At 64.2% G+C, this 17694-nt stretch carries 6 protein-coding genes (1 of these 6 running past the window's edge); 2 read left to right on the top strand and 4 right to left on the bottom strand.

Annotated features, from left to right (window positions below):
* Positions 1-33: 33 nt before the first annotated feature.
* The 4 genes from LOY50_RS19260 to tam all read right to left on the bottom strand — a co-directional run bounded on the left by LOY50_RS19260 (position 34) and on the right by tam (position 4889).
* Entirely contained in the window at positions 34-1857 is a 1824-nt protein-coding gene (locus LOY50_RS19260; RefSeq protein WP_258688892.1) for a glycoside hydrolase family 15 protein, read from the bottom strand.
* The gene (locus LOY50_RS19255) at positions 1850-2650 is read right to left on the bottom strand and encodes an SDR family oxidoreductase (protein ID WP_258688891.1); all 801 of its coding nucleotides are present in this window, start codon (positions 2648-2650) and stop codon (positions 1850-1852) included. The genes LOY50_RS19260 and LOY50_RS19255 overlap by 8 nt, the downstream gene beginning before the upstream one ends.
* 243 nt (positions 2651-2893) lie before the next feature.
* Positions 2894-4027, bottom strand: a complete 1134-nt coding sequence (locus tag LOY50_RS19250; protein ID WP_258688890.1) for a cupin-like domain-containing protein — start codon at positions 4025-4027, stop codon at positions 2894-2896.
* Positions 4028-4118: 91 nt separating this feature from the next.
* Positions 4119-4889 (bottom strand): trans-aconitate 2-methyltransferase, encoded by a 771-nt coding sequence (gene tam / locus LOY50_RS19245; protein ID WP_258688889.1) that lies wholly within the window; start codon positions 4887-4889, stop codon positions 4119-4121.
* A 200-nt stretch (positions 4890-5089) separates the two neighbouring features.
* Between tam and LOY50_RS19240 the strand changes: the two genes are divergently transcribed.
* Complete coding sequence (locus LOY50_RS19240) at positions 5090-5824, top strand: thioesterase II family protein (protein WP_253476655.1); 735 nt, start codon at positions 5090-5092, stop codon at positions 5822-5824.
* Positions 5825-6103: 279 nt separating this feature from the next.
* Positions 6104-17694 carry the 5' portion of a non-ribosomal peptide synthetase gene (locus LOY50_RS19235; RefSeq protein ID WP_258688888.1) on the top strand. Its footprint extends 1003 nt past the window's final position, so 11591 of the gene's 12594 nt are visible here — the first part of the coding sequence; its start codon is at positions 6104-6106; the stop codon falls past the right edge of the window.

The raw sequence follows: 17694 nt of genomic DNA, 5'->3' as shown, positions 1-17694 counted from the left end.
AGGGACTGTGCCCAGTCTGAAGGGCAACTCAGTTCACGGCTGCCAATGAGTTTTCTCCCCGCTCAACTTGCGATCCAGGAAGCTCGCCGCGCTGATCAGCGCAAGATGGGTCAGGGCTTGGGGAGTGTTGCCCAGGTGGTAGCCGTGGCTGTCGAATTCTTCGGCGTACAGCCCCAGCGGGTTGGCGTAGCGCAGCAGTTGTTCGAACTCCAGCTGGGCTTTTTCCACGCGGCCGGCGCGGGCCAGGCATTCGACGTACCAGAATGAGCAGGCCGCGAATGAGCCTTCGATGCCGCTGAGGCCGTCGATGGGGCTGTCGTCGTTGCGGTAGCGATAGACCATGCCGTCGCGCACCAGGTTTTTTTCGATGGCATCGAGTGTCGAGAGCCAGCGCGGGTCGCGGGCGCTGACGAAGCGCACCAGCGGCATCAACAGCATCGAGCCGTCCAGGGCGCTGCTGCCCAGGCGCTGGATGAAGTGCTGGTGTTCGTCGTTCCAGAAGTTCGTCCAGATGTCCTGGTAGATGGCCTGGCGCGTCTCGTCCCAGCGGGCGAACGGGGCGGGCAGGGAGCGTTTTTCGGCCAGGCGGATGGCGCGATCCACGGCGACCCAACACATGAGCCGCGAATGCAGGAAATGCTGTTTGTCGCCGCGCATTTCCCAGATACCCACATCCTTGTCCTGCCAGACCTTGCACACTTGGTCGACCACCTCGACGGTGTGTTTCCAGCCTTGATGGGAGATGGCTTCGCCGTATTTGTTGACCAGGTACACCGCGTCCATCAGCTCGCCGAAAATGTCCAACTGCACCTGTTTGTAGGCCAGGTTGCCGATGCGCACCGGTCGGGCGTTGCCGAAGCCACTCAGGTGCGGCAGTTCGGTTTCCGGCAGTTCCAGCCTGCCGTCCAGACCGTAGAGAATATTGAGTTTGGTCGGCTGATCGCAGCAGTCGCTGACCCGGCCGCGCAGCCAGCGCATGTAGGCGTTGGCTTCTTCGACGAAGCCCAGGCGCATGAACGCATAGACGGTAAAGGAAGAGTCGCGGATCCAGGTGTAGCGATAATCCCAGTTGCGTTCGCCGCCGCGGGTTTCCGGCAGGCCGAAGGTGGCGGCGGCGAGGATGGCGCCGTGCTTGCGCGAGGTCAGCAGCTTCAGCGCCAGGGCCGAGCGGTTGACCACTTCCCGCCAGCGGCCCCGGTAGGTGGACTGGCCGATCCAGCCGCGCCAGAACGCCAGGGTGCGTTCCAGGCAAATCGCGCTGACATCGTCCTGAAGGCGCGGGTCGTCGATGCCACCCAGCAAGAATTCGGCGCTCTGGCCCTGCGCCAGGGTGAACTCGGCCACCGCCGCATTGCCGTCCAGCGTCATGGGCTGATCGGAGCATAAGCGTAGGCTCGGTTGTCCCGGCGCCTCGAAACAGATGTGGGCAGCGTCCTGGCGCGCAGTGGTGGCGGCCCGGGCGTAGTCATGCCGCACGGCGCAGCGCATGCGAAACGTCGCGCTGCCGACGGTCATGTGCACCTTGCGCATCAGCACCGGCAAATCATCCTCGCTGTCGCCAATGGGCAGCAGGTCGGTGACTTCCACCACGGCACCGTCGCTCAGCCAGCGGGTTTGCAGCACGTTGGTGTCGGGCAGGTAGATCTGCTGGCGGCGGGCATTCGGCAGGTCTGGCGCGAGTTGGAAAATGCCCGCTTCGGGCGTATCCAGCAGCGAACAGAAGATCGACGGGCTGTCGAATTCCGGCCAGCAGAAAAAATCTATGCTGCCTTGGTCATTGACCAGCGCGGCGCTGCGCATGTCGCCAATGATGCCGTGGTTCTCGATGGGGCTTTGTGGTTCGTCATGATCAGCCATTGCCGCGAAACCCCGGATAAAGGCTCATCCCGCCATCGATGAACAGCGTGGTGCCCACCACATAATCGGACAAGTCCGAGGCCAGCCAGACCACCGCGTTGGCGACGTCCTCCACATCGCCGACGCGACCGTAAGGAATCAGCTCCAGCAGTTTCTGTTCCTGCTCGCCCTCGGTGGCGTCCTGGTTGATGGCGGTGCGGATGGCGCCGGGGGCGATGCTGTTGATGCGGATGCGTTGGTGGCTGGTTTCCTGGGCCAGGCTCTGCATCAGCAGATCGACTCCGCCCTTGGACGCGGCGTAATTGGCGTGGCCCGCCCAGGGAATGCGCTGGTGCACCGAACTCATGTGAATGATCTTGCCTGCGGCCCGGGACACGCCCTGGCGAATACCCTGGCGGGTGAAAATCCGCAGGGCGGCGCGAGCACAGAGGAACTGGCCGGTGAGGTTGGTGCCGATCACGGTGTTCCAGTCTTCCAGGCGCATGTCGACGGTGGCGGCGTCTTTTTGCAGGCCGGAGTTGGCGACCAGGATGTCCAGCGCGCCAAACGCTTCGAGGGTCTGGGCGAACAGCCGCTCGACGTCCGGCTCCTTCGACACATCGGCCCCGACGGCGATGGCGCGGCCGCCGGTGGCGTTGATTTCACGGGCCAGTGCTTCGGCCGGGCCGGCGCTGGAGTGGTAGTTGAGTACCACCGCGGCACCCGCGTCTGCCAACGCCCTGGCCGCGCCTGCGCCAATGCCGGAGCTGGCGCCGGTGACCAGGGCAACCTGTCGGGCGAGGGATATCTGCATGGTCTAGCACCTTGAACGGAGGGGCCTTACCTGCTGACTGGTGTGAGGGGGGCAGAGTTCAGTTGGGTGAAGCGGTCTTCATATTCCAGGTCCAAACACAAACCTGTGGCAAGGGGACTGTGGGAGCATAGCTTGCTCGCGAAACAGGCGACTCGATTTCTGAAAGACCGCATTGCCTTCATCGCGGGCAAGCCTTGCTCCCACAATCCTCCAGCCACAAAGAATGTTGCTTCAGGTCGGTTGTTACCAACCCCGCCCCGAATTCACCCAGAAATTCACCGACAACGACGTAGACACCGACTCCACCTGATGGAACCAGCCCTCAGGCAAAAACAGCAAATCCCCAGCTTCCAATGTCACGCGCATGAAGGTCACGTCGCGGGCGTGGGGGAAGCGTTGGTAGTCCGGCGCGTCCGGGTTGAAATCACAGCCGTCCAGCCCGCCTTGGGGCGCCGTGGACCAAGTGCCCAGGGCTTCGCGGTGGTGAGGCGCGGCGAGGGTGAAGGTTTTCTGGCCCCAGACCTGGGCGAACAGGTTGTCGGTGTCGTCGCGGTGCAGCGGCGTCAGGGTGCCCTTGGGGCCGATCCAGATGCGCGGCGGGATGAACAGCGAGGCGTCGAAGTAGGGCGGGTACTTGATCTGCTCCATCAGTTGCGCCGGCAGGATGTTGTTGCCCATGTAGGCCGGTGGTTCGCCGTCGGCGCCCCTGGTCGCCGGGCTGTCGAGGGAGGCGATGAAGTCGGCCATGGACGTGGAGCGGAAATCCCGCTCGGTGGAGAAGGTCTTCTTCACGTAGTCGCCGTGGCGGGTGATGCCTTGCAGCTCGGCAAAATGCACCAGGGATTCTTCGCGGCTGAGCTTGAACAACGGCCAGTCCTGCAAGGCATCGCTGATGACCAGTGGAATGCCGTGGGGTAAATAGCGTGCTTGAAACTCCTGCACCGACAGCCCGCTGCGAGGCCGACGCTCCACGCTGCGTTGGGGCGGCAGGCTGGCGGTGAGTTTTTCGCTGAAGCGCGACGGGGTGGGGTAGCGCTTGTTCATGTCGACCTTTTCCACCACGCCACTGCCATGCCGGGCATGGTCGATGATCTGCGGCAGCAACGTCGCCAGGCCCATGTTGCCGCCGATCTTCAGGCGCCCGCTGGCGAACAGTTCCTCGACATTGGCCAGGCCGGCCATGATCCCGAGGAAGTCCTTTTCCGCCACCTCGATGGTCACGTCAGGGCTGGTGTGACGGCCGGCCTCGGTGCGGCTGCTGGCCTTGACCTCGGACCAGTACGCCTGGTGCGGGCCGAACACGAATTGGAAGACGCCTTCGATACCAACGGCGCCGGCATTGGCGAACAGCTTGCCCAGGATGGTGTGCAGGTCCACGGCGGTCACTCTTGCGGGTTTTTGGTCTTAGCAGGTAACGAGGGCCCGGATCAGAAATTTAGGCCCCGTCGCTGCGTTATCGACCGTCGCCCTAGCGCGTCGCGACCATGAACAACCGGGGAAACGGCAGCAGCACCGTCCCATCGTCCTGGGCTGGATAAGCCTGTTCGATCGCCTTGAGGTACTGCGCCAGGTACTGCTCGCGTTGCGCCTCGTCCAGCGGCTCGAGAAACGGCCGCAAGGCGCTGCCCTTGAACCATTCCACCACGCCTGCGGCACCGCCGGCCAAGGGGTGATGGTAGGTGGTGCGCCACACATCGACGCGGCTGCAGTGGGGCTTGAGGATCGAGTAATAGGTGCTGGCATCCGCCATCTCGGTACGCGAATCAGCCGCCGCGGCCAGTTGGCTGGCCCAAGGCCCGTTGGCGGCGATTTCCCGCATCAAGCGGTGGGAGGGCTGGTGCAGGTTGTCGGGCATCTGGATCGCCAGGCTGCCGCCGGGAGCGAGCTTGCCCACCAGCGAGGGCAGCAGGCTGGCGTGGTCGGGCAGCCATTGCAGCACGGCGTTGGCGAAGATCACGTCGAACGGCCCGGGTTCATCCCATTGGCCGATGTCGGCGGTGTCGAACGTCACGGCGGGCAAGCGTTTGCGTGCGGCGTCGACCATGTCGCTGGAACTGTCCAGGCCGCGCACCGTGGCGCTGTTGAAATGTTCCACCAACAGTTCGGTGGAATTGCCCGGGCCGCACCCCAGGTCGATCACCGAGCGGGCCTGTGTGGGGGGGATGGCGGCGAGCAGGTCCCGGGACGGACGGGTGCGTTCCTGTTCGAAGGTGACGTATTGCTTGGCGGACCAGCTCATGGCGTTCTCCCGTGTGGTGCAGTGATCAAGGTATCGCCAGTATAAGGTCGGGTGGGAAGATGAACCGCGTTATCGTTCATCGCGGGCAAGCCTTGCTCCCACAAGGTGCCGTCATCGCGTAGCGAACGTCACGGTTTTGACTAATTCCATGGGTTACGATTTCGTTATCTTTTCTACACGACCGATCGGAGAAAACCGCAGTGACCCAACTGACCCTGCTGTGCCTGCCTTATTCCGGCGCCAGCGCGATGGTGTACAGCCGCTGGCGGCGCACGTTGCCGCAATGGCTGCACGTGCAACCGGTGGAACTGCCGGGGCGCGGGGCGCGCTTCGACGAGCCGCTGCATACCGACATGGGCCCGTTGGCGATGCAACTGGCGCGGGAGCTGTCCGCGACACTCCAGGCCCCTTACGCCTTGTTCGGCCACAGCCTGGGCGCGCTGCTGGCTTGCGAGATCGGCCATGCCCTGCGTGAGCTCGGCTGCCCGGAACCAGTAGCGCTGTTTGCGTCCGGCACCGCGGCGCCGACAATGCGCGCCGACTATGACCGCGGTTTCGCCGAGCCGAGAACCGACGCTGAACTGATCGAGCAACTGCGCACCCTCAACGGCACCAGCGAAGAGATATTGGCCAATGAAGAGCTGATGGCCCTGACGTTGCCGGTCCTGCGGGCCGACTTCCTGCTGTGTGGACGCTTCCAACCGCGGCAGCGGCCGCTGCTCAACTGTCCGGTGCACGTGTTCGGCGGCACCACCGACAAGGCCACCACGGAGCAACTGATTGGCTGGCGCCAGGAAACCACGGGCAGCTTCTCGGTGGACATGCTGGCCGGTGGGCACTTCTTCATTCATGAGCACGAGGCCAAGGTGCTGCGGCTGATCAAGGATCAGTTGAGCGTGCATCATCGGCGGCATGGGTTGGCCATCAGCGCCTGATCCAAATGCAGCCCCCACAGTGGATGGGGGTGATATACCCCCTTGTGGGAGCGAGCTTGCTCGCGATGGCGTCGTGTCAGTCAACGAACAGCAAGCTGACCCACCGCCATCGCGAGCAAGCTCGCTCCCACATTTAGGGGGCTGCATCCTTCTGAAAATCCCTGTTCTGCCTCCCTTCCTGACACAAATTCTCAAACGCTAATTTTTCCGGTCTGCATTCGTTTTATAGGGACGACTTGCCTTTGTGCCTTGTGCCCACTGATTCCGGATACCCCAGAAATGAATGCTGAAGACGCCTTGAAACTTGCTCGCCGGTTTATCGGGTTGCCCCTGGAAAAGCGCCGGATGTTCCTGGCCGCGCTGGACAAGGAGGGCGTGGAGTTCAGCGGTTTCCCTATCCCTCGGGGCGTCGAGGCCGAGGATCGCCAGGCCTTGTCTTATGCCCAGCAGCGCATGTGGTTTCTCTGGCAGCTGGAGCCGGACAGCGGCGCCTACAACTTGCCGGGAGCGGTGCGGCTAAAGGGCGCGTTGAGCCTGCCGGCGCTGGAGCAAGCTTTCGCCAGCCTGGTGGCCCGTCATGAAACCCTGCGTACGGTGTTCCGGCGCCAGGCCGACGACAGCCTCCTGCAAGTGCCGACCGACGCGCCGTTGGTGATCGAGCACAGGGACTTCAGCGCCATGCCGGCAGCCGAGCGCGAGCAAGCGGTGCGTCGGGCCGCCGAGGAACAATCACTGCGGCCCTTCGACCTGTCCAGCGGCCCCTTGCTGCGGGTCGAACTGCTCAAACTCGATGATCAGGAGCACGTGCTGCTGCTGACCTTGCACCACATCGTCTCCGACGGCTGGTCGATGAACGTGCTGATCGATGAATTCATCCGCTGCTACGACGCCCATGAGGCGGGCGTTGCGCCGCAATTGGCCGACTTGCCGATCCAGTACAGCGACTATGCCCTGTGGCAGCGGCGCTGGCTGGAAGCGGGCGAGCTGCAGCGTCAACTCGATTACTGGCAAGCGCAGCTGGGCGATGAGCATCCGGTGCTGGAGCTGCCGATCGACTATCCGCGCCCGGTGCTGCCGAGCTATCGCGGTCGCCGCCTGGAGCATGTGGTGGACGCCGCGCTGGTCGAGCAACTGCGCGGCGTTGCCCGCCAGCATGGGGTCACGTTGTTCATGCTGCTGCTGGGGACTTTCAATATCCTGCTGCACCGCTATACCGGACAAGACGACTTGCGGGTCGGCGTCCCGATCGCCAACCGCAACCGCCGGGAAATCGAAGGGCTGATCGGTTTCTTCGTCAACACCCAGGTATTGCGGGTGCAACTGGACGGCCAGACTCGCCTCGGCGACCTGTTGCGTGACATCAAGGAAATCGCCCTCGGCGCCCAGGCCCACCAGGATCTGCCCTTCGAACGGTTGGTCGAGGCGCTGAAGCTTGAGCGCAGCCTGAGCTACAACCCATTGTTCCAGGTGATGTACAACCACCAGCCGGAAGTGGCCGACGTCACCACGCTGAAAGTCGGCAGCGGTCTGGAGTTGGGCGTCATCGAGTGGGAAACCCGCAGCACCCAGTTCGACTTGAGCCTGGACACCTACGAAAAGGGCGGGCACTTGCATGCGGCGTTCACCTACGCCAGTGACTTGTTCAACCCCGACACCATCGAGCGCATGGCTCGGCACTGGACGCTGCTATTGCGCAACATCGTCAACGACCCGCAGCAGCGCGTCGGCGAGCTGGCGTTGTTGGCGCCGGCCGACTATCGGCAGGTGGTGACAGAGTGGGCGCGCCACGACACGAGCTGGCCGAGTGAGCGACCGGTGCATGAACTGTTCGAGGCCCAAGCTCAACGTAGCCCGGACGCCGTCGCCTTGATCTGCGATGGACAACGATTGAGCTATGGCCAGCTCAATGCCCGATCCAACCGCCTGGCGCGCACATTGGTGGCGGCGGGGGTCGGTCCTGACGTGCTGGTGGGCATCGCTGTTGACCGGAGCCTGGACCTGGTGGTGGCCATTCTTGCCGTGCTCAAGGCCGGCGGTGCCTACGTGCCGCTGGACCCCCAGTACCCGGTGGATCGCCTTCGATTCATGATCGAAGACAGCGCCAGCCGTTTGCTCCTGAGCCAAAGCCATTTGCTTGAACGACTGCCTGTGCCTGACGGCGTGCGTTGCCTGTGCCTGGATCAGGCCGAGTCCTGGGAAAGCGCCGAGCCAGGCAACCTGCAACGCACGGTGTGGGCCGACAGCCTGGCCTACGTCATGTTCACCTCCGGCTCGACCGGGCGGCCGAAAGGCGTCGGTATCAGTCATGGCGCGCTGAGCAAGCATGCGTTTGCCTCGCAGTACTATTACGGCTTGAACAGCGCCGACTGCGTGCTGCAATTCGCGACGTTCAACTTCGATGCCTTTGGCGAGCAACTGTTCGGCCCGCTGACCTGCGGCGCCTCGGTGGTGCTGCGCGGCAACGAGGTCTGGGACAGCGAAACCCTGTACCGCCAGATCGTCGAGCAGGGCATCACGGTCATGGACTTGACCACCGCCTACTGGAACATGATCGCCAAGGAGTTCGCCGCTGTCGGGCCGCGTGACTATGCAGCGCTGCGCCAGGTGCACAGTGGGGGTGAAGCCATGCCGCCCGAAGGCGTGCAGGCCTGGCGCCGGGCCGGGCTGGAGCAGGTCAAGCTGCTCAACACCTACGGCCCGACCGAGGCCACGGTCACGGCCACCACCCTTGATTGCAGCGATTACGTGTTTAATCGCCGGCCGCTGCCGCTGACCTTGCCCATTGGTCAACCGCTTCCAGGCCGGCATACCTATCTGCTCGATGCGCATCTGGCGCCCACGCCGGTGGGGGTGACCGGGGAGTTGCTGATTGGCGGCGAGCTGCTGGCGCGTGGTTACTTTCAACGCCCGGCCTTGACCGCCGAACGTTTCATCCCCGATCCGTTTTCCACCAGCGGTGCGCGCCTGTATCGCACCGGCGACTTGGCGCGCTTCAATGCCTTGGGCGAAATCGAATACGTGGGCCGCGTTGACCATCAAGTGAAGATCCGCGGCTTGCGCATCGAGCTGGGCGAGGTCGAAGCACGCCTGTTGGAACTGGCGGCGGTCAGTGAAGCCGTCGTACTGGCGGTGCAGGGTGGCAGCAGCTTGCAACTGGTGGGTTATGTGGTGCCCAACGACACTTCGCTGGTGTCGGCCTCGGCTGATGAGCAGGGCGCTGCGCGGGAAACTCTCAAGGCGCAACTCAAGGAGCACCTGCCGGATTACATGGTGCCGACCCAGCTGGTGTTCCTTGCGCAAATGCCGTTGAGCCCCAACGGCAAGCTCGACCGCAAGGCCTTGCCTTCAGCGGATGCCAGCCAACTGCAGCAGGCCTATATCGCCCCCCGCAGCGAACTGGAGCGAGGCATCGCAGCCGTCTGGCAGGACGTGCTCAAGCTTGAACAGGTCGGCTTGACCGACAACTTTTTCGAGCTGGGTGGCGACTCGATCATCTCGATCCAGGTGGTCAGCCGCTCGCGGCAGGCCGGGATCCATTTCACCCCCCGTGACCTGTTCCAGCATCAAACCGTGCAAGGCCTGGCGAGCGTCGCGCAACAGGGTGGCAGCGGGCTGCAGATCGATCAGGGGCCGGTCAGCGGCGAGCTGCCGTTGCTGCCCATCCAGCAGCTGTTTTTCGAGGACGCCATTGCCCAGCGTCACCACTGGAACCAGGCCGTCTTGTTGCGCAGCCATCTACCGTTGCAGGCCCCGGTGCTGCGGCAGGCCCTCAACGCCGTGTTGGCGCATCACGATGCCTTGCGTTCGCGCTTCGTCGAAACCCCTGCCGGCTGGCGGGCCGAGGTGGCGCCGATGGTGGTCGACCCTGAGTTGTTGTGGACGGCGGACAACCTGAGCGCCGCTGAGCTGCAAGACCTGTGTGCCAAGGCTCAGTGCAGCCTCGACCTGCACAATGGCCCGCTGCTGCGTGCGGTGCTGGCGAGCATGGCCGATGGCAGCCAGCGGCTGTTATTGGCCGTGCACCACCTGGCCGTGGACGGTGTGTCGTGGCGCATCCTGCTGGAAGATCTGCAACGGGCTTATCAACAGGCCAGCGCCGGCGCCGCCATCAAGCTGCCGGCCAAGACCAGCGCCTACAAGGCCTGGGGCGAACATCTGCAGGCCTACGCCAGCACTGAAAACGTTCAGGCCGAACTGACGTTCTGGCAGCAACAACTGCAAGGCGCGGGAGTGGATCTGCCGTGGGATAACCCCCAAGGCAGCCGGCAAAGCCGTTACGCCAAAGTGCTGCACAGCCGTCTCGACAAAACCCTCACCCGGCAACTGCTGCAAGAGGCTCCCGCGGCGTATCGCACCCAGGTCAACGACCTGCTGCTGACCGCCCTGGCGCGGGTAATCTGTCGCTGGACCGGCCACGCCGACACCTTGATCCAGCTCGAAGGCCATGGCCGCGAAGAGTTGTTCAAAGGCGTCGATCTGACCCGTACGGTCGGCTGGTTCACCAGCCTGTTCCCCGTGCGCCTGACCCCGGCCGATAGCGTGGCCGCCGCGATCAAGCAGATCAAGGAGCAACTGCGGGCGATCCCGAACAAGGGCATCGGTTTCGGTGTGCTGCGCTACCTCGGCGACGATGCGGCGCAAGCCTGTCTCAAGGCCTTGCCATTGCCATGCATCACCTTCAATTACCTCGGCCAGTTCGACGGCAGTTTCGATGCCCGGGAGGGTGCGCTGTTCAGCCCGGCGGGGGAAAGCGCCGGGCGCGAGCAGAGCCTTGATGCGCCATTGGATAACTGGCTGAGTGTCGAAGGCCAGGTCTACGACGGCGAGCTCGACTTGCGTTGGACGTTCAGCCTTGAGCAATTCAACGAGGCGACCATCGCCTGTCTGGCCGATGACTATGCCCGCGAACTGGAAGCGCTGATCGGCCATTGTTGCCAGGCCCATTCCATGGGCACCACGCCGTCGGACTTCCCGCTGGCGCGCATCACCCAGGCGCAGTTGGACGCGATCCCCGTGCCGGCTGCCGCCATCGAAGACATTTATCCACTGTCGCCGATGCAACAAGGCATGCTGTTTCATACCCTGTACGAGCAGGGCACCGGTGCCTACATCAACCAATTGTGCGTGGATGTCGATGGCCTGGACCCCGAGCGTTTCCGCGCGGCGTGGCAGGCGACCCTGGACGCCCATGAGATCCTGCGCAGCGGCTTCATCTGGCAGGGCGAGTTGCAGCAACAGTTGCAGATCATCCACCGCCGTCTGGCGCTGCCCTACACCGTGCTCGATTGGCGCGAACGCCAGGATGTCGCCCTGGCCCTCAAGGATTTCATTGCCGCTGACCTGGCCATGGGGTTCGACCTGACCCAGGCCGGGCTGCTGCGGGTCACGCTGATTCAACTGAGCGATGAGCGTCATCACCTGATCTTCACCAACCACCATATCCTGATGGATGGCTGGAGCAGCGCGCAGATGCTCGGTGAAGTGCTGCAACGCTATGCCGGTCAACAGCCGCCGCGCCCGGTCAGCCGCTATGCCGATTACATCCAATGGTTGCAGCGCCAGGACGCCGCCCTCAGTGAAGCGTTCTGGCGGGGGCAACTGGCCGATCTCCAGGAGCCGACTGTACTGGCGAACGCCGCTGCGGCGAGTGGCGAAATGCGCAGCGAAAGCGCTCATGCGCTCAGGCATTACCACCTGGATGCGCCGGGCACTGGCCGTCTCAACGCGTTCGCCCGCCAGCAGAAAGTCACCGTCAATACGCTGGTGCAAGCGGCTTGGCTGCTGCTGTTGCAGCGCTACACAGGCAGCGACTGCGTGGCATTTGGCACCACCGTGGCCGGGCGGCCGGCGGAGCTGGTTGGCATCGAACAACAGGTCGGCCTGTTCATCAACACCTTGCCGGTGATCGCCGGCTCGCGTCCGGACCAGACCGTCGCGGCCTGGCTGGCCGCCGTACAGGCGCAGAACCTGAGCCTGCGCGAGTTCGAGCATACGCCGCTGGCGAGCATCCAACGTTGGGCCGGGCAGGGCGGGGGAGCGCTGTTCGACAGCCTGCTGGTGTTCGAGAACTTCCCGATTTCCGCGGCGTTGCAACACGGCACCGCCCAAGGCGTGGTATTCGGCGAAGTCGCCAACCAGGATCAGACTCACTATCCGCTGACCCTGGGCGTGACCTTGGGCGAGACGCTGGCGCTGCACATGAGTTTCGACCAGGCGCATTTCAGCGTTGCAACCATTGAGCGCTTGAGTGCGCAACTGCTGCTCCTGCTGGAGCGGTTTGCCGAGTCCGCTGAGCGTCGCCTCGGCGAGATCGCCCTGGCCGATGACGAGGAGCACAGGGCGCAACAGGCGGCCAACCACCCGCAGCCGTACCCGACCGACATTGCCGTACACCAACGCATCGCCCATCTGGCGAAGCATAAGCCCGACGCGACGGCGGTGATCTTCGACGGCCAGCGCTTCAGCTATGGCGAGATCGACCGGCGGGCCAACCAGTTGGCCCACGCCTTGATTGCCCGTGGCGTGGGTCCGGAAACCCGCATTGGCGTAGCCCTGCCGCGCAGCGAAGGGGTGATCGTCGCACTGCTGGCGGTGCTCAAGGCCGGCGCGGCCTATGTGCCGCTGGACACCAGCTACCCACGGGAACGCCTGGCCTACCTGATCGAGGATTCCGGTCTGGCGCTGTTGCTCACCGACTCCCGGGTGTCGGCGCAACTGCCGCTGGAAGGCGCCAACCAGGTGCTGGAGCTCGATCACCTGGACCTGAGCCTGCAATCGGCGGATGCACCTTTGGTCACCGTCGATCCGCAGAACCTCGTCTACGTGATCTACACCTCCGGTTCCACCGGCAACCCGAAAGGCGTGAGCGTGGCCCACGGTCCGCTGGCGATGCACTGCCAGGCCATCGGCGAACGCTACGAGATGCGCGACAGCGATTGCGAATTCCATTTCATGTCGTTCGCCTTCGACGGTGCCCATGAGCGCTGGCTCACCAGCCTGACCCACGGCGCCTCGCTGCTGATTCGCGATGACAGCCTGTGGACCCCGGAACAGACCTATGACGCCATGGGCGAGCACGGCGTGACGGTGGTGGCGTTCCCGCCGGTGTACCTGCAACAACTGGCCGAACACGCCGAGCGCGAGGGCAACCCGCCGAAGGTGCGCATCTACTGCTTCGGCGGCGATGCGGTGCCCAATGCCAGCTTCGAACGGGTCAAGCGCGCCCTCGACCCGGACTACATCATCAACGGCTACGGCCCGACCGAAACCGTGGTCACGCCGCTGATCTGGAAGGCCGGTCGCGACGTGGCGTGTGGCGCCGCCTATGCGCCCATCGGCAGCCGCATCGGCGACCGCAGCGCCTACGTGCTCGACGCTGACTTGAACATGCTGCCCCAGGGCATGGCCGGCGAACTGTACCTGGGCGGCAGCGGCCTGGCGCGGGGGTACCTGAACCGTCCGGGCCTGACGGCCGAGCGATTTATCGCTGACCCATTCAGCCGCGGCGGCTTGCTCTACCGCACCGGCGACCTGGTGCGCCAACGCGCCGATGGCACCTTCGATTACCTGGACCGCATCGACAACCAGGTGAAAATCCGCGGCTTCCGCATCGAACTGGGTGAAGTCGAAGCCAGCCTGCAAGCCCTTGAAGGCGTGCGCGAAGCGGTAGTCGTGGCCCAGGAAGGTGCCGCTGGCAGTGGCAAGCGCCTGGTCGCCTACGTGGTGGCCGATGAGTCCGTGGGTGATGCGTTCGCCGAGCACTTGCGTGACCAGCTCAAGGCGACCCTGCCGGCACACATGGTCCCGGCTTATCTGCTGCTGCTCGAACGCCTGCCGCTGACCCCCAACGGCAAGCTCGACCGCAAGAACCTGCCCAAGCCCGACGTCAGCCAATTGCAGCAAACCTACGTGGCACCGCGCAGCGCGCTGGAACAGCAACTGGTGTCGATCTGGCAGGACGTGCTCAAGCTCGAACAAGTGGGCCTTCGGGACAACTTCTTCGAACTGGGCGGTGACTCCATCGTCTCGATCCAGGTAGTCAGTCGTGCTCGGTTGGTCGGTATGCACTTCACGCCGAAGGACCTGTTCCAGCACCAGACCATCGAGGCCCTGGCCGCCGTGGTACAGACGGGCGCGCCATTGCAATTGATCGACCAGCAACCCGCGACCGGCGAAACCGCACTGCTGCCGATTCATCAATGGTTCTTCACCCTGCCGATCCCCGACCGCCATCACTGGAACCAGTCGGTGATGCTCAAACCGACCCAGGCGCTGGATCCGCAGGCGCTGGAACAGGCCTTGGGCGCACTGGTCGTGCACCACGACAGCTTGCGCCTGGACTTCATCGAGCAGGGCGAACGCTGGACCGCGCGTTACCGTGACGTCGAGGCGCAGGCCTCCGACACGCTGCTCTGGCAAGCCGACGTCGCCGATCTCGTCGCACTGCAAGTGCTGGGCAACCAGGCCCAGCGCAGCCTGCGACTGGCGGGCGGGCCGCTGATCCGCGCGCTGCTGGCGAACCTCGCCGATGGCACGCTGCGGCTGTTGCTGATTGTCCATCACCTGGTGGTGGACGGTGTGTCCTGGCGGATTCTGTTTGAAGACCTGCAAAGCGCTTATCGACAGACCCTGGCCGGCGCGGCGGTGCAACTGCCGGCCAAGACCAGCGCGGTCAACGCCTGGACGGCAGCGTTGCAGGACTATGCCGCCAGCGCACCCGTGCAGGCCGAACTGGGCTTCTGGCAGCAGCAGTTGCACGGCGCCCCGGCGGGCTTGCCGTGGGACAACCCCCAGGGCGGACAGCAACAGGGCCAAGCCGTGACGATTCGCACGGCACTGGACAAAAACCTCACCCGGCAACTGCTGCAGCAAGCCCCGGCGGCCTATCGCACCCAGGTCAACGACCTGCTGCTGACGGCGCTGGCGCGGGTGATGGTGCGCTGGACCGGCGATGACAGTGTGTGGGTGCAACTCGAAGGCCACGGCCGTGAGGATCTGTTCGCCCATGTCGACCTGAGCCGTACCGTAGGCTGGTTCACCAGCCTGTTCCCGGCTCGCTTGACGCCGGTCGCCGAGATGGGCGCCTCGCTGAAGCAGATCAAGGAGCAACTGCGCGCCATCCCCAACAAGGGCATTGGCTTCGGGGCCTTGGCGCACCTGGGCGATGACCTTGCGCGTGAAACCCTGCAGGCCTTGGCGAAACCGCAACTGACCTTCAATTACCTTGGTCAGTTCGACGGCAGTTTCGATGCGGCCGCCGATGCCTTGTTCGTGCCGACCACAGAGCGCGGTGGCGAGGAAGTGAACCTGCAAGGTCCGCTGGGCAGCCCGCTGGCCCTTGACGGCCAAGTGTTCGGCGGCGAGCTGGACTTGAGCTGGACCTTCAGCGGCGACCTGTTCAATACCGCGACCATCCAGCGCCTGGCCGATGACTACGTGCAAGAGCTCACTGTGCTCATCGGCCATTGCTGCGACAGCCACAGCGGTGGCGTGACGCCGTCGGACTTCCCCCTGGCGCGGCTGACCCAAGCACAACTGGACACCCTGGTCCAAGTACCTCAGGCCATCGACGACATCTACCCGCTGTCGCCGATGCAGCAGGGCATGCTGTTTCACTCCCTGCTCGGGCAGGGCGGCGGCGACTACATCAACCAGATGCGCCTCGACGTCGAAGGCGTCGATCCGCAGCGTTTCCGTGCGGCTTGGCAAGCAGTGGTCGATGCCCATGACATCCTGCGCAGCGGCTTCTTCTGGCAGGGTGACCTGGAGCAGCCGGTGCAAATCGTCCAGCGTCAGGTCGAGGTGCCGTTCCGTATGCTCGACTGGAACGGGCGGGCTGATATTGAGGGCGCCCTGCAAACCCTCGCCGATGAAGAACGGGCCCAAGGCGTGGACCTGACCCAGGCACCGCTGATGCGCCTGGTGCTGGTACGCATTGGCCCTGATCGGCATCACCTGCTCTACACCAACCATCACATCCTGATGGATGGCTGGAGCAGTGCGCAGTTGCTCGGCGAAGTGTTGCAGCATTACCGCGGTGACAGCGTGGCCCGTCCGGCGGGTCGCTACCGCGATTACATCGCCTGGCTGCAACGCCAGGACGCGGCCATCAGTGAAGCGTTCTGGACCCCTGCGCTGCAACGCCTGGGGACACCGACGCGCCTGGCCGACGTCATGGCGAAGCCGGCGCAGGCCCAGCCCGGTTATGGCGATCATGTCCAGGTGGTGGACGAAGCACTGACCCGACGCCTGGAAGCCTTCGCCCGCACCTCGAAAGTCACCGTCAACACCTTGGTGCAGGCCGCGTGGCTGCTGCTGTTGCAGCGTTACACCGGCAAAGACACGGTGGCTTTCGGCGCAACCGTGGCCGGTCGTCCGGCGGATCTGCCGGGCATCGAGCAGCAGATCGGCCTGTTCATCAACACCTTGCCGGTGATCGCCAGCCCACGGGCCGAGCAATCCCTGCACAGTTGGTTGCAAGCGGTGCAGGCGCAAAACCTGGCGTTGCGCGAGTTCGAGCACACCGCGTTGCTGGACATCCAGCGCTGGGCCGGGCAGGGCGGTGAAACACTGTTCGACAGCCTGTTGGTGTTCGAGAACTACCCGATTGCCCAGGCCCTGGAGCAGGGCGCGCCGGATGGCCTGCGTTTCGGCGCGGTGGCCACTCAGGAGCAGACCAACTACCCATTGACGCTGTTGGTGGGATTGGATCGGCAACTGTCGGTGCACATGAGCTACCAGCGGGCCAGTTTTACGCCCGCCACCGTGGCGCGACTGGCAGCCCATCTGGCTCAGTTGCTGGGCCAGATGACCGCCCATGGCGAGCGCTGCCTGGGTGAACTGTCGATGCTGGAGTTTGATGAGCATCAGCGCCTGACCCATGACTGGAACCCGGTGGACGCACCGTTCGAGCAAGCGTTGTGCATTCACCAGATGATTGCTCGTCAGGCCCAAGCCTCGCCGGATGCTCTGGCGGTGACCTTCGCCAACACCCAACTGAGCTACAGCGAACTGGACGGCCGCGCCAATCGCCTGGCCCATAAACTCATCGAACTGGGGGTGGGCCCGGAAGTCCGCGTCGGCGTGGCAATGCCACGTTCCGAGCACCTGCTGATCGCCTTGCTGGCAGTGCTCAAGGCCGGTGGCGCCTACGTGCCGCTGGACCCGGATTATCCGGTCGAGCGGGTGGCCTACATGCTCGACGACAGCCGTGCTCGGGTGCTGCTGACCGAAGACGCGGTGGCGGCGACGCTGAGCGTGCCGGCTGAAACCGCCGTGCTGATGCTCGACCAGCTCGATCTTTCACGCTATCCATTGAGCGCACCGCACAGCAGCGTCACGCCAGACAACCTCGCTTACGTCATCTACACCTCCGGTTCCACCGGTAAGCCCAAGGGCGTGGCGATTGCCCATCGCAACGTGCTGGCGCTGATCGACTGGTCCAAATCGGTCTACAGCCGCGACGACATCCAGGGGGTATTGGCCTCGACGTCGGTGTGTTTCGATCTGTCGGTGTGGGAGCTGTTCGTGACCCTGGCCAACGGCGGCTCGCTGATCATCGCCCGCAATGCCCTGGAATTGCCGCAACTGCCGGCCCGCGATCAGGTACACCTGATCAACACCGTGCCCTCGGCGATTGCTGCGTTGCAGCGCAGCGACGAGATCCCGGCCAGCGTGCGCATCATCAACCTGGCCGGTGAGCCACTGAAGCAAAGCCTGGTGGACGCGCTTTATCAGCACCCCCTCTGTGGGATCGGGCCGGTGCAAGCTAAGCCTCTAGAATCAGAATCTGTGGGAGCAAAGCTTGCTCGCGATAGCATCCTATCGGCTGGCCCATGTGTGACTGATCCACCGCCATCGCGAGCAAGCTT

This window comes from Pseudomonas sp. B21-010, assembly GCF_024749325.1.
Lineage (GTDB): Bacteria > Pseudomonadota > Gammaproteobacteria > Pseudomonadales > Pseudomonadaceae > Aquipseudomonas > Aquipseudomonas kilonensis.
Note: the sequence above shows the minus strand (reverse complement) of the source record. Positions and strands in the feature narration are given on the sequence as shown.

What these genes read in the sequence shown, in the direction of transcription:
- LOY50_RS19260 (WP_258688892.1), bottom strand. Translation starts at nt 1,857, where the DNA reads ATGGCTGATCATGACGAACCACAAAGCCCCATCGAGAACCACGGCATC.
- LOY50_RS19255 (WP_258688891.1), bottom strand. Translation starts at nt 2,650, where the DNA reads ATGCAGATATCCCTCGCCCGACAGGTTGCCCTGGTCACCGGCGCCAGC.
- tam (WP_258688889.1), bottom strand. Translation starts at nt 4,889, where the DNA reads ATGAGCTGGTCCGCCAAGCAATACGTCACCTTCGAACAGGAACGCACC.